17 protein-coding genes are annotated in these 17463 nt (G+C 62.7%); 12 read left to right on the top strand and 5 right to left on the bottom strand.

Features of this window, described 5'->3' with window-relative positions:
• The first annotated feature begins 142 nt into the window (after positions 1–142).
• From GE073_RS16835 to GE073_RS16815, 5 genes are all read left to right on the top strand, one after another.
• The gene (locus GE073_RS16835; RefSeq protein WP_153784757.1) at positions 143–1003 is read left to right on the top strand and encodes an ABC transporter permease; all 861 of its coding nucleotides are present in this window, start codon (positions 143–145) and stop codon (positions 1001–1003) included.
• Between the two features lie 21 nt (positions 1004–1024).
• The gene (locus GE073_RS16830) at positions 1025–1894 is read left to right on the top strand and encodes a carbohydrate ABC transporter permease (protein ID WP_101807849.1); all 870 of its coding nucleotides are present in this window, start codon (positions 1025–1027) and stop codon (positions 1892–1894) included.
• Between the two features lie 22 nt (positions 1895–1916).
• Positions 1917–3578: an extracellular solute-binding protein gene (locus tag GE073_RS16825; RefSeq protein WP_101807848.1), complete on the top strand. Its 1662-nt coding sequence runs from the start codon at positions 1917–1919 to the stop codon at positions 3576–3578.
• Between the two features lie 76 nt (positions 3579–3654).
• A complete protein-coding gene (locus tag GE073_RS16820) occupies positions 3655–5397 on the top strand; it encodes a sensor histidine kinase (RefSeq protein WP_101807847.1) in 1743 nt (580 codons plus the stop codon).
• Positions 5394–6689 carry an ABC transporter substrate-binding protein gene (locus GE073_RS16815; protein ID WP_101807846.1) on the top strand — a complete coding sequence of 432 codons (1296 nt, stop codon included), beginning with the start codon at positions 5394–5396 and terminating at the stop codon, positions 6687–6689. Before GE073_RS16820 ends, GE073_RS16815 begins: the two co-directional genes overlap by 4 nt.
• Here the strand turns inward: GE073_RS16815 and GE073_RS16810 are convergent.
• The 3 genes from GE073_RS16810 to GE073_RS16800 all read right to left on the bottom strand — a co-directional run bounded on the left by GE073_RS16810 (position 6675) and on the right by GE073_RS16800 (position 9627).
• Positions 6675–7727: an HAAS signaling domain-containing protein gene (locus GE073_RS16810; protein ID WP_101807845.1), complete on the bottom strand. Its 1053-nt coding sequence runs from the start codon at positions 7725–7727 to the stop codon at positions 6675–6677. The genes GE073_RS16815 and GE073_RS16810 overlap by 15 nt on opposite strands.
• The gene (locus GE073_RS16805; protein WP_101807844.1) at positions 7714–8079 is read right to left on the bottom strand and encodes a PadR family transcriptional regulator; all 366 of its coding nucleotides are present in this window, start codon (positions 8077–8079) and stop codon (positions 7714–7716) included. Before GE073_RS16805 ends, GE073_RS16810 begins: the two co-directional genes overlap by 14 nt.
• Positions 8080–8340: 261 nt before the next feature.
• Positions 8341–9627 (bottom strand): amidohydrolase, encoded by a 1287-nt coding sequence (locus GE073_RS16800; protein ID WP_101807843.1) that lies wholly within the window; start codon positions 9625–9627, stop codon positions 8341–8343.
• A gap of 73 nt (positions 9628–9700) precedes the next feature.
• Between GE073_RS16800 and GE073_RS16795 the strand changes: the two genes are divergently transcribed.
• The 4 genes from GE073_RS16795 to GE073_RS16780 all read left to right on the top strand — a co-directional run bounded on the left by GE073_RS16795 (position 9701) and on the right by GE073_RS16780 (position 13054).
• On the top strand, positions 9701–10759 hold the full coding sequence (locus tag GE073_RS16795) for a MerR family transcriptional regulator (RefSeq protein WP_101807842.1): 1059 nt from the start codon (positions 9701–9703) through the stop codon (positions 10757–10759).
• A 161-nt stretch (positions 10760–10920) separates the two neighbouring features.
• Positions 10921–11121, top strand: coding sequence for a copper chaperone CopZ (copZ, locus tag GE073_RS16790; RefSeq protein WP_101807841.1), 201 nt, complete (start codon positions 10921–10923; stop codon positions 11119–11121).
• Positions 11121–11810 (top strand): response regulator transcription factor, encoded by a 690-nt coding sequence (locus tag GE073_RS16785; RefSeq protein WP_101807840.1) that lies wholly within the window; start codon positions 11121–11123, stop codon positions 11808–11810. Before copZ ends, GE073_RS16785 begins: the two co-directional genes overlap by 1 nt.
• Positions 11807–13054, top strand: coding sequence for a sensor histidine kinase (locus GE073_RS16780; RefSeq protein ID WP_101807839.1), 1248 nt, complete (start codon positions 11807–11809; stop codon positions 13052–13054). Before GE073_RS16785 ends, GE073_RS16780 begins: the two co-directional genes overlap by 4 nt.
• Positions 13055–13134: 80 nt before the next feature.
• On the opposite strand, the gene GE073_RS16775 is transcribed toward GE073_RS16780, so the two are convergent.
• The gene (locus GE073_RS16775; RefSeq protein WP_101807838.1) at positions 13135–13530 is read right to left on the bottom strand and encodes a VOC family protein; all 396 of its coding nucleotides are present in this window, start codon (positions 13528–13530) and stop codon (positions 13135–13137) included.
• 390 nt (positions 13531–13920) lie between these two features.
• Between GE073_RS16775 and GE073_RS16770 the strand changes: the two genes are divergently transcribed.
• From GE073_RS16770 to GE073_RS16760, 3 genes are all read left to right on the top strand, one after another.
• Positions 13921–15024: a Gfo/Idh/MocA family protein gene (locus GE073_RS16770; protein ID WP_028597175.1), complete on the top strand. Its 1104-nt coding sequence runs from the start codon at positions 13921–13923 to the stop codon at positions 15022–15024.
• Positions 15025–15188: 164 nt separating this feature from the next.
• A complete protein-coding gene (locus GE073_RS16765; RefSeq protein ID WP_153783896.1) occupies positions 15189–16169 on the top strand; it encodes an aldo/keto reductase in 981 nt (326 codons plus the stop codon).
• A 5-nt stretch (positions 16170–16174) separates the two neighbouring features.
• Positions 16175–16558: a MerR family transcriptional regulator gene (locus tag GE073_RS16760; protein ID WP_028597171.1), complete on the top strand. Its 384-nt coding sequence runs from the start codon at positions 16175–16177 to the stop codon at positions 16556–16558.
• A gap of 120 nt (positions 16559–16678) precedes the next feature.
• Here GE073_RS16760 and GE073_RS16755 read toward each other — a convergent pair whose 3' ends face one another.
• A complete protein-coding gene (locus tag GE073_RS16755; protein ID WP_153783895.1) occupies positions 16679–17452 on the bottom strand; it encodes a hypothetical protein in 774 nt (257 codons plus the stop codon).
• Positions 17453–17463 lie beyond the last annotated feature (11 nt).

The following is a 17463-nucleotide window of genomic DNA, read 5'->3' as shown; positions in this document are numbered from 1 at the left end:
ACGCTGCCAGACGGCGAAAGGAAAGAACGGGGGGATCGACTTGAAGCTGGAAGAGGCCGCGGCGGCGGGAAGGACCGGATGGACGCGGAGCCGGACGGCCTGGATCAAGAAGGAGCTGTTTCGCAACAAATATGTCTATCTCATGCTGGTGCCGGTAATCGCTTATTATGCCGTCTTTGCTTACGGACCGATGTATGGACTGCTCATGGCGTTCCAAAAGTCCTACAGTCCCGTGAAGGGGATTCTGGACGGGCAGTGGATCGGCTTCGACAACTTCAAGATGTTCTTCAACAGCTACTACTTCGAGCGTCTGATCAAGAACACGCTCCTGCTCAGCCTCTACAGCATCGCCATCGGCTTTCCCGCGCCGATCGTGCTGGCGCTGCTGCTGAACGAGGTGCGCAAGAAATGGTTCAAGAGCGCCGTCCAGACGTTCAGCTACATGCCGCACTTCATCTCGGTCGTCGTCGTGGTCGGCATGCTCAAGACGTTCTCCTCGCTGGACGGCGGCCTGTTCAACGTCATCCGCGGCCTGTTCGACCTGCAGCCGGTCATGTTCCTGGCCGAGAAGGATTTCTTCCGGCCGCTCTACATCCTGTCCAACATCTGGCAGGGCGCGGGCTGGGCCTCGATCATCTTCCTGGCCGCGCTCAGCGGCATCGACCCGCAGCTGTACGAGGCGTCCAGGATCGACGGCGCGGGCCGCTGGCGGCAGCTGCTCCATGTGACGCTGCCCGGCATCCTGCCGACGATCGTCGTCATGCTCATCCTCCGGCTGGGCGCGGTCATGAACGCCGACTTCCAGAAGATCCTGCTCATGCAGACGGCGCCGACCTACGAGACGTCCGACGTCATATCCACCTTCGTCTACCGATCCGGCATCCTGGAGGGCAACTATACGTACTCCACCGCCATCGGGCTGTTCAACGGACTCATCAACTTCGGCTTGCTCCTGCTGGCCAACGCGATCAGCCGCAAGGTGAACTCGACCAGCCTGTGGTAGCGGCGAAAGAAAGGAGGACCCATGAGAAGGTCTCTCGGCGAAAAAACATTCGATGCCGTCAATACGGTTCTGCTGCTTGGCGTCATCGCCATCTCCTTTTATCCGATGCTGTACGTGCTCAATTCCTCGATCAGCGATCCGGAGCGGATGCTGCGGTCGCGCTCGTTCATGCTGACGCCCGAAGGCTTCCAGCTGGACGCTTACGCGTATGTGCTTAAAAACCCCAAGATCCTTCAGGGCTATCTGAACACGCTGTTCTACGTCTCCGCCGGCACGCTGGTCAACCTGATCATGACCTCGCTCGCCGCCTACACGCTGTCGCGGCCCGATCTGCTCGGCCGCAAGACGATGATGAAGCTCATCACGTTCACGATGTTTTTCGGCGGAGGCATGATTCCTTCGTTCCTGCTCGTGCAGAATCTCGGACTCGTCGACACCCGCTGGGCGATCATCATCCCGGGCGCGATCAGCACGTTCTATTTCCTCATCATGAAAACGAGCTTCGAGGGCTTGCCGATCAGCCTGATCGAATCGGCGAAGCTCGACGGAGCGAACGATCTGCTCATCCTCGCCCGCATCGTGCTGCCGCTGTCCAAGCCGATCCTGGCCGTCATGACGCTTTATTACGCGGTCGACCATTGGAACGACTTTGTCGGTCCGATGCTGTACCTGCGGAGCCAGGAGCTGTACCCGATCCAGATCGTCATGCGCGACATCCTGATCAGCAGCAGCACGGAGGCGATGGGCGCCGGCATCGATACCGGCTTCGCGCTCGGAGAGAACATCAAGTACGCGACGATCATCGTCTCGACGCTGCCGATCATGCTGCTCTATCCGTTCATCCAGCGATTTTTCGTCCAGGGCGCCCTGATCGGCGCCGTCAAGCAATAACCCATCTATGGAGGCGAATCCAATGGTAAAAAAATCAGGGGCCATCCTGCTCTCCGCTGTCATGCTGGCCGCGCTGGCCGCATGCTCCGGCAACGCCGACAGCCCTTCCGCAACTCCCGGAGCGGAAACGAACGCCGGGCAGCCGTCCGCCGCGCCGCAGCCGCTCAGCGAGATCCCGCTGCCGATCGTGAAGGAGCCGCTCGAAATCAAGTATTGGCGGGCGAATGACGCCAAGCTGACCGCTTCGCTGGAAAACTTCGGCCAGATGGCGGGCTACAAGAAAAAAGAAGAGCTGACCGGCATCAAGGCGACGTTCACCCACCCGCCTCTCGGCCAGCAGAAGGACCAGTTCAACCTGCTGATCTCGACGAATGAGCTGCCCGACATCATCTACTACAACTGGGCGGATGCGGTCGGCGGACCGGAGAAGATGATCGAGGACGGGCGCATCATCCGGCTGAATGAGCTCATCGACCAGTACGCGCCGAACCTCAAGAAGATCATCGAGTCCGATCCGGATGTGAAGAAGCAGATTACGCTCGACGACGGCACGATCTACATGTTCCCTCTCCTCAAGCTGGACGCGGTGAAGCTGAACGCGACCTCGGGCCTGATCATGAGGAAGGACTGGCTCGACAAGCTCGGCCTGCAGCCCCCGACGACGATCGACGAATGGCATGCCGTCCTCAAGGCGTTCAAGGAAAAGGACCCGAACGGCAACGGAAAGCCCGACGAGCTGCCGTTCACGGGCAACTGGGGACCGGGCAACCTGACGAAGCTGCATGACTTCACGACCGCTTTCGGCCTCATCGGCGGGTTCCAGATGCTGGACGGCAAGGTCGCCTACGGGCCGATCCAGCCGCAGTACCGCGACTTCCTCGAGACGATGTCCGTCTGGTACAAGGAAGGGCTCGTCGATCCGGAAATCATGACCAATGACGGCAAGGCGTTCGACTACAAGGTGACGAACAACCTGGCGGGCTCTTATGCCGGCGGCGTGTTCAGCGGCATGGGCAAGTATTTCAACCTGATGCGCAAGGACAACCCGGACTTCAACCTGACCGGCGTGCTGGGACCGGTAGCTCCGGACGGAAAAGTCTACGCCGCGTTCAATCTCGAGAACAAAGTGCTGTCCTACGGGGAAGCGATCACCTCCAGCGCGTCCAAAGAAAAGCTGCCGTACCTCGTCCAGTGGATGGACTTCAACTACAGCCCGATCGGCCATGAGCTGTTCAACTACGGCATTGAAGGGGAGAGCTACGTCAAGGAAGGCGACGGCATCAAGTTCACGGAGACGATCACGAACAATCCCGGCGGCCTCACCTACGACCAGGCGCTCGCCTCCTACGCGCTCTCGATCATGGATGGTCCGATCAATCAGGATCCGAAGTATCTGGACGCCTTGCTGTTCGATGACGGTCAGCGCGAGGCGAACAAACAGTGGATGAAGGCGAGCTCCGAGCTGACGCTGCCTCCGCTGCGCTTGACGACGGACGAGGCGAGTCAGGTCAGCTCCATCATGAGCCAGGTCAACACGTATCTGAACGAGACGATGACGGCGATCATCAGCGGGCAGAAGCCGATCTCCGAATTCGACAAGATGGTGGAAACGATCAAGGGCATGGGCATCGACGAGGCGGTCCGCCTCCATCAGGTCGCTCTGGACCGCTATAACGCCAAATAAATCGATAGCATGAAGAGACCGCCGCGGGACCCCCGAGTCCGGCGGAGTCTCTTTTTTGCGTAAAGGAGAACCTTCCATGTGGATGTTCAGCCGGCTCAATATCCTCCAAAGAACATTCCTGCTCATTCTGATCGCGGCGGTGCTCATTCTGGCTACGGCGTTCGGCTCCCTGCAATACGCCTACTCCATCTACGACAAGCAGCTCTACGACAAATCGCATCGTCTGCTGAACCTGTCGTCGACGGTCATCGACCGGGAGCTGCAGAAGCTGGAGGCGCTCAGCCTCGGCATCCTGTCGGACAGCCAGGTGCAGGTCGGACTGAAGCAGCTGTGGGAGGGAAGCTCTGACTACGCGGGCTACCAGATCCGCAAGCAGCTGACGGAACGGCTGTTCAAGCAGATCAGCTCGTCCGAGCGCTACGTGCAGTCCGTCCAGGTCATCGACGCGACGGGAACGATAAGCCGGTACGGAGCCTCGCCTTCGTTCACGGAAGCCAAGTACGCTTCCGTGATCGAGGCGTCCGAGGAAGGCAGGGGAGGCGTCCGCTGGTTCTATCCCGATGAAGGCGACTCGACGCTGATGCTAGTGAGGCAAATCCGCGCCTATGAGCCGATGACGCTGAAGCGGATCGGCGTCCTCATCCTGCGCGTGAACATGGAGCGGCTGATCGAGGATTATGCGGGCTTCGCCTCGACCGACAGCGACATTATCGTGCAGACGGGCGGTCGGGTGCTGTTCCCCTATCAGGGCGAAGGCGCTGCGGCATCGCCGCATGCGCTTGCGGACGATGGCTACCGGATCGTGAAGAAAGGAGGGGAGACCATTTTTCTTTCCTATAAAAAATCGGCCTACATGGGGTGGGCCTATGTCAATTCCGTGCCGTACGAGGGAATCTTCCAGAAGATCATCCATCTGAAGAACACGCTGCTCGCGGTGTTCGCGCTGCTGCTCGTCCTGCTGCTCGTCATCGGCAGGGGCTTCGCCAAAAGCCTGACCCGTCCGATCCGTTCGCTGATCAGCCAGATGAAGGAGGTGCAGCACGGCCAGCTTGAGCAGATCGATGTCGCGGCCTTTGCGCCTCCATCGCAGCAGCTGGACGAGATCGGACAGCTGCATCGCACGTTCCGTCTGATGATCGCCCGCATCAACACGCTGATCCGAGAAAACTACGCCAACCAGATCCTGCTCAAGGAAACGGAGTTCAAAGCTCTCCAGGCGCAGATCAATCCCCACTTCCTCTACAATGCGCTCGACTCCATCCACTGGCTCGCGCAAAAAAACGCCCAGCCGCAAATCTCGAGCATGGTGCTCTCGCTCGGCTATCTGCTGCGGGCGTCGATCAGCAACAAGAAAAAGGTCATTACGCTCGAGGAAGAGCTCGCGACGGTCCGGCACTACGCGACGATCCAGAAGCATCGCTTCCGGGACCGCTTCGATTTTGCCGTCGATATTCCGGAACGGGTCATGGAAGTCAGGCTCCCGAAGCTGACGCTGCAGCCTCTGATCGAAAACGCCATCCTGTATGCCCTGGAGCCGTTCATCGAGCCGTGCCGCATCCGGGTCTATCTGGACCGAGAGCATCCGGACGGGCTGGAGATCGTCGTCGAGGACAGCGGGCCTGGCATCGACCCGGAGCAATTGCAGAAAATCTGGGCCGGAGAAGTGGAGACGAGAGGGACGGGGATCGGCCTGCTCAACATCAAGGACAGATTGAGGCTCGCCTTCGGCAATGCCGGCGGCATCGAAGTCGAGAGCGCTCGCGGCGGCGGCACCCGAGTGCGCGTCCGCTTGCCTTTGCCGGAGGAGGATCCTTCATGAAGAAACCGTTCAAAGCGATCGTTGCCGTTATGATCCTGCTGCTGGCGGCGGCCGGCATCCGTTGGTGCGCTTCGCAGCCTGCGGAGCCTCCGACCGTCGCGCCGGAGCCGCTGACGCTGCGGATCGCCTGGTGGGGAGGCGACTACCGCAATGAAGCGACGATCAAGGTAATCCACCGCTACGAGCAGCTGAACCCGCATATCAAGATCGAGTATGACTACAGCGCCTTCAATGAATATTGGAAAAAGCTCGCGCCGCTCGCAGCCGGCAACGTCTTGCCGGACATCGTGCAAATGGATGTCTCGTACTTGTATGAATACATGAGCCACGGCTTGCTGGCGGATCTGCAGCCGCTCGTGGAGCGCGGCCTGATCGGCAGCAGCGACATTCCGGACGCTCTGCTCGCGGGCGGACGCAGCGCGGAAGGCGGCCTGTACGGCTTCAGCCTGGGCACGAACGCCTTGTTCGCCGCCTATGATCCTGCCGTGCTGCTCTCGCTTGGGCTGGAGCGGCCGACTGCGGATTGGACCTGGGACAGCTTTGCCGAGCTGGGGCAGGCCATTCAGGGAAAAGGCGTCTATTTGAGCCTCGATCTGACGCCGGAGCAGTTTTTCGCCTATTACCTGCGCCAGCACGGCCGATCGTTGTATTCGAGCGACGGCAAGCGCCTCGGCTATGAGGACGACCGCTTGTTCGTCGACTTTTTTGCCCGCCTGCAGAAGCTGGCGAAGGCCAAGCTGATGACCTTGCCGAGCATCTGGAACAATAAAGCGATGACGGATAACAATCCGTTTGTCGAAGGGAAAGCGCTGTTCAACTGGGGGTATTCCAATCAGTTCATGGCGATGAACGAGGACAGCAAAAGCGAATTGGCGATCGCTCCCATGCCAGGCCCGGACTCCAGCAAAGGCTTGTTCCTCAAGCCGGGCATGTTTTTCTCCATCGCCGAAAGCTCGCCGCACAAGGCGGAGGCGGCCCGCTTCATCGATTATTTCATCCATGATCTGGAGTCGAACCTGATCCTGAACGGAGAACGAGGGGTGCCGGTATCGGCGGCCGTAAAAGAAGGGATGCTGCCTCATATCAATCCGGCGCTGGCGAAGGTATTCGCCTATGTGGATTGGGTCCAGGCCAACAGCTCGCCGATGGATCCGCCGGATCCGCCGGGCGCCGCGGAGGTGACGGCGGCGCTGCGCGAGCTGAACGATCAGCTGCTCTTTCAGCGGATCGAGCCTGCGGCGGCGGCGGCGGAGTTCCGGCGCAGGGCCGAACGGATTTTAGGGGCGCGGTAGCGGCTTTTGGCTGGCCTTTGCAGAAGAAGGAGTCTTGCTCCGGAACCATGCCATGAATTCAAGGACGATGTCGACCAGGGCATAGACGAGGAGAACGTTCACGAGCAGGCCGTTCAGGCGGGGCCAGACCGACACCAGCGTATCGAAGCCTTCGCCGTCCGACGGCAAGGGGCTCGCAGCGGCCAGGTCCGCTATGAACGTCGGGTTCCAGAGGGCGTCGTCGGCCAGCATGAGGCAGGCCAGCGTCGTGATCAGGACCGTCATCGCGATATGGAAAGCGAGCAGCCGGCCCGATCTTCGCTGCGCGATCAGCCGCACGCTTTCCTTGAGGATGGCGAGGGCGGCCAACCCGCACAAAAGCGGCGCATAGTGGCGGATTACATCGCTCTCAAAGAAAGGAACGCTTGCGGTCGAGCCGTCGTGGATCCTCCACACGCCGATCAGATCGGGCGAGAAGAGGGCGAGCATGATGGCGGCGACGGCAAAAAAGATGCCGAAGATCGGTCCGCTTTTCTTGACCTTCTGGCCGGCCTCGGGAATCGGCGGCAGCTCGGAAGGCTTCCATGCCTTTTTCATGCGCCCGCTTCCGGCCGTTTTGGCCCGTTGGCTGCGCTCGACGCAGACGAAGATCAGAGTGACCCAGAGAAAGCCTTGGGCGACGCTCGAGACGAGCGAGGCAAGGAAGGACATGATGCTGTCCAGCGTCCCCGCGTCCGTCCGGAACGAATCGATCGCGAGGGCGGCGGCCAGGCTGAATACGATCGCGGCCGTCACGATCTTGAGCGTCGTCCAGTACGCGTCGATCAGCCCCGGTCCGATCAAATAACGCTCGTAGCCGCGGTATTTCGCGGCCAGCTCGCTCGGATGGCCGAGCTCCTGCAGCACGCTTTCCGCGTCTTCGACGGTCGGGGGGCTCTCCGGACTGCGCTCCTCCAGCATGTCTTCGATCAAGCTCTGCAGTTCCCGCTTGATATCCTCTCTCTGCGCCTCAGGCAGGCGCGCCGTCACCGCATGAATATAGCGATCAACGAGTTCCATCCCGATCTCCTCCTTCAGGTTCGTTCATTAGGCCTTCCATGCTGGCGACCAGCTTGCGCCACTCCTGCTGCAGCTCCGCGAAGACTTGCTTGCCGAGCTCGCTCAGCAGGTAGTATTTGCGCGGGCGGGACTCGTTCGTATCCCAGCGGCTCTCGAGCAGCTCCTGCTTCTCGAGCCTGCGCAGCAGCGGGTACAAGGTGCCAGGCTCGACGGCGATTCCCTTTTCCTCCAATAGCGACACCAGCGAATAGCCATACTGCGGCTCGGCCAGCTGGCTGAGCACGCCCATGACGATCGTGCCTCGGCGCAGCTCGCTGAGCAGGCCTGCCAGCGTCTCCTTCACATCCGTCATATGCATCAGCTCCTGGAAATCATTATAGTGTATGGCGCATACTATTGTAAATGGGCCGCTAATAAATAAGGTACAATGATCGTTGGCGCTTAGGAGTTGCGTCGCGGGCGAAGAGGGCGGCAAGCCGTACTCGATCGTCATGGAGGTGCCGCTGCCGGACCGGCAGCGGCAGGGAGAAGCGGCGGCGTCTGGGTGTGGAGGAACGGGGAACGCATGGTGAATAGGAAAGGACATCCGGGAGGATGTCCTTTTGCGTTGGATTCAAATGCCCTCCACGATGCGCTTGGCGCGCGCGGAAACTTCCCGCAACAGCTCCTCCTCGTCGATCGTCAGCAGCCGGCGGCCTCGCATCAGCATCTTCCCGTCGACGATCGTCGTGTCCACATCCGCGCCGTTCGCGCAATAGGCCAGCAGGGAATGGATCTGGTGGACCGGCTGCAGATGGGGCTTGCGCAGATCGACCAGGATGAGGTCCGCTTTTTTGCCGGCCTTCAGCGTTCCGACGTCTCGGCCGATGTCCAGCAGCTGCGCGCTTCCGGCCGTCGCCATGCGCAGGGCCTCCGCAGCCGGGAGCCTCGCCGGATCTCCGTAGTCCAGCTTCTGCAGCCAGGCCGCGGCGCGGATCTCCTCGAACATGTCCAGCGTGGCGGCGCTGCCTGCGCCGTCCGTGCCCAGTCCGACCGTGACCCCTTGCTCGGCCATGTCCAGAATCGGCGCGATTCCGCAGCCGAGCTTGAGGTTGCTCACGGGGTTGTGGCACGCGCCTCCCCGCATTCCTTTCAAGAGGCCGACATCCCGGCGGCTCAGGTTCGTGCTGTGGGCGAGGATGACATGAACGCGGTCGAACAGCCCGAGCTGATGCAGGTATTCCGTCGGCGTCCGGCCATGCTTTTCCCGGATCTTGATCCCTTCCTCCTTGCTCTCGGCCAGGTGGGTATGGATGGCGAGCTTCTCCTGCTCGGCCAGCAAGATGATTTCGCGGAACGGCTCCGGCGGAACGGTGTAGGGAGAATGCGGTCCGAGCATCGTCGTGATTCGGCCGCCGGCCTTGCCGCTCCAGCGGCGGACCAGATCCATCGCCTCGTCCATCCGGCGGCCGCCGTCGGGCTGAAGAAAGACGAGCCCCCGGGTCAACGAAGCCCGCATGCCGACTTCTTCGACTGCTGACGCGATTTCGTTCATGTGGATGTACATGTCCGCGAACGCGGTCGTGCCCGAGCGGATCATCTCCGCCATGGCCAGCTTCGCTCCCCAATAAACGTCCTCGGGCGTCATGCGGGCTTCAGCGGGCAGCATTTTTTTGTCCAGCCAGTCCATCAGCTTCAGATCGTCGCAAAATCCCCGCAGCAAGCTCATCGGGGCATGCTGGTGGGCGTTGATCAGCCCCGGCATCGCCGCCATGCCGCGAGCGTCGATCACCTCGTCGGCCTCCGCGTCCAAGCACGGCTGGATGTCCGCGATCCGATCCCGGTCGATCAGGATGTCCCCGCAGAACGCCTCTTCCTTTTCCATCGTCAACACTAGCGCGCCTTTGATCAACGTCTTCATTCGGGTAGCCGCCTCCTTTATTCGGCTTTATAATAGACGTTGACGTTAGGAGAGGGTAAAGGGGGCGCCGCTCATGAAAATCAAAGAAGCCGCCGACAGGCTGAACTTGTCCGCGAGGGCGATCCGCTTTTATGAAGCAAAAGGGCTTATCGCTCCGTCCAAGCAGGAAGACAATCGATACCGCCAGTTCGGCGAGGAAGACATCTGGCGGCTGCAGACGATCGTCGCCTTGCGGGAATCGGGAATGCCGGTAAGCGAGATCCGCAAGGCGCTGGAGGCGATTCGGACGGACGAAGGAAGCAGTCCGCTGCTCTATTTTCTGGAGCTCCAACGCTCGGTCATGGCCTCCAAGTGGGTCGAGATGAAGCAGATCCTGGAGACGACGGACGAGATGATCGAGACGCTGAAAAGCCGTCGCGAGCTTCCGCTGGACGACATCTACGCGCTGGCGGAAGGATCGAGAAGGCTGAGGGAGCAGCGGGCATGGAAGGACAGATGGGGCTTCGACCGCCAGGCCTCCGCGCATGACCGGCTCGTCCGGGAGGATCAGCATCGGTACAAGGACTATGACGAGGCGCTCGGCTGGATCGTCAGGCTGGTGTCGCCGCTGCGCGGGGAGAAGGGATTGGATATCGGGACCGGGACCGGCAATCTGGCCGGCCTTCTAATTGATGCGGGAGCGGCGATGGCGGGAGTGGACCAGTCGGGCGGGATGCTGAAGGAATGCGAGCGCAAATATCCGGCGATGGAGACGAAGCTCGGCAACTTCCTGGCGCTTCCTTACCTCGACGGGAAATTTGATTTTGTCGTATCGAGCTTCGCCCTGCATCATCTGAACCGGAACCAGACGGGGATGGCGATCCGGGAAATGCAGAGGGTGCTCAGGCCGGGCGGCCGCATCTGCATCGCGGACCGGATGGAGGAGATCGATAGGGAGAGCATAGCCGATGCCGCCGAGGACACGGACAAAAGCGGGAGCGAGAGCAGGAGCGAGAGCAGGAGCGAGAGCAGGAGCGCGGAGCCGGCTTCCGTCCAGGAGCTCGTTTCCATGCTCGAGGCCAGCGGTTATATTACGAAGCAGCGCAGGATCAATGATTCGCTGCATGTCATCCTTGCGGCGACGCTGCGCTGACGGAGCAAACCTTCTCCTTGGGGCAAGCTCGGACATGCGCTGGCATCGGCATCCGCCTCGGAGCGGAGTCAGAGTTGACTTATATACCCCCAGGGGGTATATTGAAGGGGAAGAAGGCAACCCTATTACCTGCTCGGATCCGAGCCGAAGGAGAAGTTGAGATGAAAACCGAAACGCTGCAAGTGAAGGGCATGTCCTGCGGCCACTGCGTAAGCTCGGTCGAGTCCGCCGTCAAGGAAGCCGGTGGAGCGGCCAAGGTCGATCTGTCCGCAGGCAAGGTGACGGTCGAGTTCGACGAGGCGAAGCTCTCGCTGCAATCCATCAAGGAAGCGATCGAGGAGCAGGGCTACGACGTCGTCTGATGGCGTCGGTGCTGATCGTCGACGATGAGCCGCTGATCCGGGAGGCGCTCGCCTCCTATTTGCAGCGGGAAGGATATGAGACCTCCGAGGCCGCGAGCGGCGCGGAGGCTCTTCGTCATGTCCGCGAGGGCCGGTTCGATCTCGTCGTGCTCGATTTGATGCTGCCGGACGGCAGCGGCGAGGAGGCGTGCCGGGACATCCGCCGCTTCAGCCCGGTGCCGGTGCTGATGCTGACGGCCAAGTCCTCGGCCGAAAGCCGGCTGCGCGGACTGGCGCTCGGCGCGGACGATTATGTCGTCAAGCCGTTCGATCCGCGCGAGATCGTCGCCCGCATCCGCGCGATTCTGAGGCGGGCCGATCCCGGCTCGCTGCTGGCGGAGCGGCTGAGCTTCCGCGGCGGCCTGCTGGAGCTGGACGCGCTGTCCGGCGAGGCGCGCTGCGCCGGCCGGACGGTCGTCCTGACGCCGGCGGAGCAGCGGCTGCTGCAGACGCTCGCCCGGCGGCCGCGACGCGTGTTCGCCCGCGACGAGCTGGCGGAGCTTGCGCTCGGACCGGATTACGAGGGCGACGTCCGCACGATCGACCAGCATGTCAAGAACATCCGGCAGAAGCTGGAGCCTCCTGCCGGAGAGCCGCCGTTCATCGAGACGGTGTACGGGCGGGGCTATCGCTTCGGGGGCGAGCCGTGAGCGGCCGCCGAAGCGACGGCGGCCGGCCGGCGCGCTGGAGCGGCTGGCGGGCGCTGCGCCGGGGGGCGGCCGCCCGCGCGCTCGGCAGCGGGAGCCTGCGCGGCCGGCTGACGCTGCTGCTGCTCGGCTTCGCGGCGCTCGTGCTGCTGCTGTTCGCCGGAACGGTGCTGGCCGGGCTGCATCTGCATGTCGCCATGTACGAGCGGGAGCTGCTGCTGGCGCGCCATGCGGCGGAGGCGTCGCTGAGCGGCCATCTGGAGCGGGCGATCGCCGAGTCGGTGCTCTGGACGCTGCTCGGCTCGGTGCTGATCGCCGGAGCGATCGCTTATGCCGCGGCCGGCCGGCTGGAGCTGCCGCTCGTGCGGATGAAGGAGGCCGCCGCCGACATGGAGCGAGGCGCGTATTCCGCCCGCGTGCAGGCGGCCGGGCCGGCCGAGCTGGCGGAGCTCGCCGCCTCGATGAACGGGCTGGCCGCCCGGCTGCAGGAGCAGGAGCGGCTGCGGCGCAGCATGAGCGAGAACATCGCGCATGAGCTGCGCACGCCGCTTGCCGCTCTCGGCGCCTCCCTTCGCGCGATGGAGGACGGGGTGTGGGAGGCGACGCCGGAGCGGCTGGCCGCCAGCTATGGGGAGGTCAGGCGGCTGGGCCGTCTGGTCGAGGAGCTGGAGGAGCTCGGCGGCTACGGGCGGCCGGAGTTCCGGCTGGAGCCGTCGCTCCAGTCCGCGGGCCGGCTGCTCGCGGAAGCGGCGGCGAGCTTCGAGGCCCGCTGCGGCGCGGCGGGGATCGAGCTGCGGCTGGAGCCGGTCCCGCAAGCCTGGTCGGTCGTCGCCGATGCGGGCCGGATCGGGCAGATCCTGCACAACCTGCTCGACAACGCGGTCAAGCACACGCCTCCGGGCGGGGCCATCGCGCTGCGGGCCGAAAAGAGCAAGCGTTTGCTGGCGCTCATCGTCGAGGATGACGGCTGCGGCATCCCCGAGGAGGAGCTGCCGTTCGTGTTCGAGCGCTTTTACCGCGCGGATCGCTCTCGCCGGCGCTCGCCGCAGGCGCCGGACGGCGCCTCGGGCCTTGGCCTCGCGATCGCGCGCCAGCTCGCTGAGGCGCATGGCGGCTCGCTGCGCGCGGAGCGCTCCGCAGCCGGCGGCGCCCGGCTGAAGCTGGAGCTGGAGCTGCCGGAGCGCTCCGGCGCCGGGCGTACGGCTGATTTCTGGCCGCCTGGTTCGCGCGGGGATTTCCAGCCATAAGGTCAGTCGAGATAAAAAAGCCAGCCTCATGGGCTGGCTTTTTGTTGCGATTTCAGCTCTGCGGACAAGTCCGCTGCGGCTTAGGACGATTCCTCTTGCGTGGCAATCCACCACGTGTTTCCGGCAGGATCCTTCACTCCTGCACGTCGATCGGGATCTCCTTCTTTGCGGGTCGGCTCCATGATTGATTTACCGCCGGCATGAACGGCACGCTGATAAGCGCTTTTGACATCCTCTACATAAAGATGCAATTGAGCGACCGTTGCACTCCAAGCAGGGGTGGCTTCTCCAAGCATAACAACCGTATCTTCGATCTGCAGTTCGACATGCATGATCGAACCATCCGGCCTATAAAAACGTCTTAGCTCGTTTGCGTCGAACGCTTCCTGCAAAAAATGGATTGCACGCTCTGCGCTGGGCACTACCAAATAGGGGGAAACGCTCGAATATCCTTTCGGCTTCCATGCGTTAGACATGTTCGTGCCTCCTGTTTAAACAAATGACGTTCAAGGGCAAGAAATCCAACCGCTCAGGCTGTCGAAATACTGGCAAGGCTGGGTTGAAGAGATGGAGCCAGCCGTTTTTTTCAGCGTACTCCATCACGGCGGGATTGGCAATGCGGCAGTCGAAGGAGCCGCTGGCGATTTCTACCCGGCTTTGTCGAAAATGCCGAAGGCCGAAGAAGAGGCGTTTTCTTCGTCCAGAGAAATTCGCTCGCGCCGCGAGAGCGAGCTCGTGCCTTTGCATGTTGTCGCGATTTCGCACCCTCGATGTCCGATTCCGATAGTCCCCGCGCTTGTTGTGCTGTGCTACAGTAGAGGCATGGACGCGAAGTCCGAGATTATCGAACCGGGAGGAACTCTGACATGACCCAAACGCTCCGAGTCGGCATCATCGGCTGTGGCGGCATCGCAAACGGCAAGCACTTGCCCGCGCTCAGCCAGAACAAGCACGTCGTGCTCGCCGCTTTCTGTGATATCGAGGTGGACAAAGCCCGCGACGCCGCGGAGAAGTACGGCATCGAGGGAGCCGGCGTCTACGCCGACTACCGCGAGCTGCTCAAGGACGGAAGCCTCGACGTCATCCACGTCTGCACGCCGAACGACTCTCATGCGCCGATCTCGATCGCCTCGCTCGAGGCGGGCAAGCATGTCATGTGCGAGAAGCCGATGGCCAAGACGGCGGCGGAAGCCCGCGCGATGCTGGACGCCGCGAAGCGTACCGGCAAAAAGCTGACGATCGGCTACAACAACCGCTTCCGCAGCGACAGCCAGCATCTCAAAAAGGTGTGCGAGGCAGGGGAGCTGGGCGACATCTACTATGCCCGCGCCCATGCGATCCGCCGCCGCGCGGTGCCGACCTGGGGCGTCTTCCTCGACGAGGAGAAGCAGGGCGGAGGTCCGCTCATCGACATCGGCACGCATGCGCTCGACCTGACGCTGTGGATGATGGACAACTACAAGCCGGTGTCCGTGACGGGCTCGGTGTACCACAAGCTCGGCTCCAAGGAGAACGCGGCCAACGCCTGGGGACCATGGGACCCGGCCAAGTTCACGGTCGAGGACTCCGCGATGGGCTTCATCAAGATGGAGAACGGCGCGACGATCACGCTCGAGGCGAGCTGGGCGCTCAACACGCTGGACATCGACGAGGCCAAATGCTCGCTCAGCGGCACGGAGGGCGGCGCGGACATGAAGGGCGGCCTGCGCATCAACGGCGAGGAGAACAGCCGCCTGTTCGTCAAGGAAATCGACCTGAACGCCGGCGGCGTCGCGTTCTACAGCGGCAGCAGCGCGCGCGACATCGACGTCGAGTGCGCGGCTTGGATCGACGCGATCCTGCAGGACAAAGACCCTGTCGTACTGCCGGAGCAGGCGCTCGTCGTGACCGAGATCCTCGAGGCAATCTACGAGTCGGCCCGTACGGGCAAGACGGTGTATCTGAATCAGGATCAGCCCGCTGCGGTCTGATCGCGGCTTCAAGAAGGGCTAAAGGCCGTTTCCGCCATCGCTGGCGGGACGGCTTTTTGCCGTTTCACATAATTTCGACGCGGCAAGGCTTGACTTGGAGCGGACTCCAGGAGGTAGACTTTCCATAGGCTGGCCACTATGAATCCGAAGGAGCGCTGCAACGAATGGACTACGTGAAGCTGGGAAAGACCGGATTGGACGTCTCGCGGATCTGCTTGGGCTGCATGGGCTTCGGCGACGCGACGCGCTGGACGCATCCGTGGGTGCTGGACGAGGAGCGGAGCCGGGAAGTGATCCGGCAGGCGCTGGAGCTCGGCATCAACTTCTTCGACACGGCGAATGTCTACTCGGCCGGCACGAGCGAGGAATATCTCGGACGCGCGCTGCGGGATTACGCGAACCGGGATGAGGTCGTGATCGCGACGAAGGTGCATTTCCGCATGCACGACGGTCCGAACGGGGCCGGGCTGTCCCGCAAGGCGATCCTGAGCGAGATCGACAAGAGCCTGAGCCGGCTGGGCACGGACTATGTGGACTTGTACCAGATCCACCGCTGGGACTACGACACGCCGATCGAGGAGACGATGGAGGCTCTGCATGACGTCGTCAAGGCAGGCAAGGCGCGCTACATCGGCGCTTCCGCGATGTTCGCCTGGCAGTTCCAAAAGGCGCTGCATGTGGCCGAGAAGCGGGGATGGACGAAGTTCGTCTCCATGCAGAACCATTACAACCTCATCTATCGCGAGGAGGAGCGAGAGATGCTGCCGCTATGCCGGGAGGAGGGCATCGGCGTCATTCCTTACAGCCCGCTCGCGGGCGGACGGCTGACGCGCGGCCGGGACGAGTCGACGCTCCGCTCGGAGACGGATCAGGTGCAGAAGTCGAAATACGACCGCATGGCCGAAGCCGATCAGGCGATCGTCGATCGCCTCGCCGCCATCGCCGAGCAGCGGGAAGCTCCTCGCGCTCAGGTCGCGCTCGCTTGGCTGCTGCAGCAGTCGCCGGTATCCGCTCCGATCGTCGGCGCGACGAAGGCCGCCCATCTCGAAACGGCCGTGGCCGCGCTGTCGGTCCAGCTGACGCCGGAGGAAGCCGCTGCGCTCGAGGCGCCTTATGTGCCGCATCCGGTCGTCGGCCCGCAGTGATGCCGATGACCATATCGGAAGTGAGCGAGCGGTTCGGGCTGTCGCAGGATACGCTCCGCTATTACGAGCGCATCGGCTTAATTCCGCCGGTGCGCCGAAGCGCCAGCGGGATCCGGGACTATGGGGAAGAAGACTTGAAATGGATCGACTTCGTCAAGTGCATGCGGCAGAAAGCCGGCCTGCCGGTCGAGATGCTGATCGAATACCTGGCGCTGTTCCAGCAGGGAGACGGCACGCTGGATGCGCGCAAGACGCTGCTCGTCGAGCAGCGCGGCCGGCTGGCGGAGAAGATCGACGACATGACGAGCACGCTCCGGCGGCTCGACGACAAGATCGCCCGCTACGAGCAGACGATCGGCGGCAAGGAGCAGGCGCTGCGCGCGCCGTAATCTGGCACGCCGCCGATCGTTCCGTCCGCTTGGAGAGAGGCAGGGACGAAAAAGGGACGAAACGGCGCAGGCGCCGTTTCGTCCCTTTCTATTGCGATCATTGCGGAACCCGATACCTCCCTACAGCGAAGCCAATCCAAGCAGGACACCGCCGACCATGACCGCGATGCCGGACAGCTTGTAGTAGCTCAGCTCGCCGGACTCGGGATCGGGGTCTTCGCGGCGCAGCCAGTCGAGGGAGAGCCAGTAGAACGCTCTCCGCACCCGCTCGAAGCGCAGCATGCCCCAGCCGAGAACGAACAGCAGCACGGCAAGGCCGAACGGGATCGGCTGGCCGCGGCTTTCCTGAAAGTCCGGGTAGGCTGCCGTCAAGACTGCCGCAGGATGGAACCGCTCCGGAACGGTGCCGCCGCCGACGGGAGCTCCGTTCGCATAGGCGGCCGCGCCGGCATAGAACTCTCCCTCGGCGTCATAAGCAAGCAGCAGCCCTTGCGACCATTCGACCCGGTACGTCTCGCCTCCGGGATAGGCGATGCGGAACACCGCGTCGGCCATGGCAGGCGGCTTGCCCGCCTCGGCTACGAGCTCCTCGATGCGGAACTGGTAGCCGCCGGCCGTGACGACCCTCTCCGTGTCCGAGCCGGCTGCGACGACCGCTCCGGCCGCGCTGCCCGTCACCGGCGCGTACCGCCTCGTCTCTCCGGCAGCCGACTCCAGCTTGTAGAGGGTGCCGTCCAGCTCGAAGACGCGCGCGGAGAAATGCTTCGCCGCCAGGACGCATACGGCCAGCAGCAGCAGCCCCAGCACGGCGTCGCGAATCCATCTCTTCCGCCGGCTCGCGCGGACATCCTCCGGATGCTCCGGCTCGTACTCGTCCCGCCATTTCAGCGTCAACGGTCAGGCTC

The sequence above is a fragment of the Paenibacillus sp. B01 genome (assembly GCF_009649995.1).
GTDB lineage: Bacteria > Bacillota > Bacilli > Paenibacillales > Paenibacillaceae > Paenibacillus_O > Paenibacillus_O pasadenensis.
This window is presented reverse-complemented; position numbering and strand designations above follow the sequence as displayed.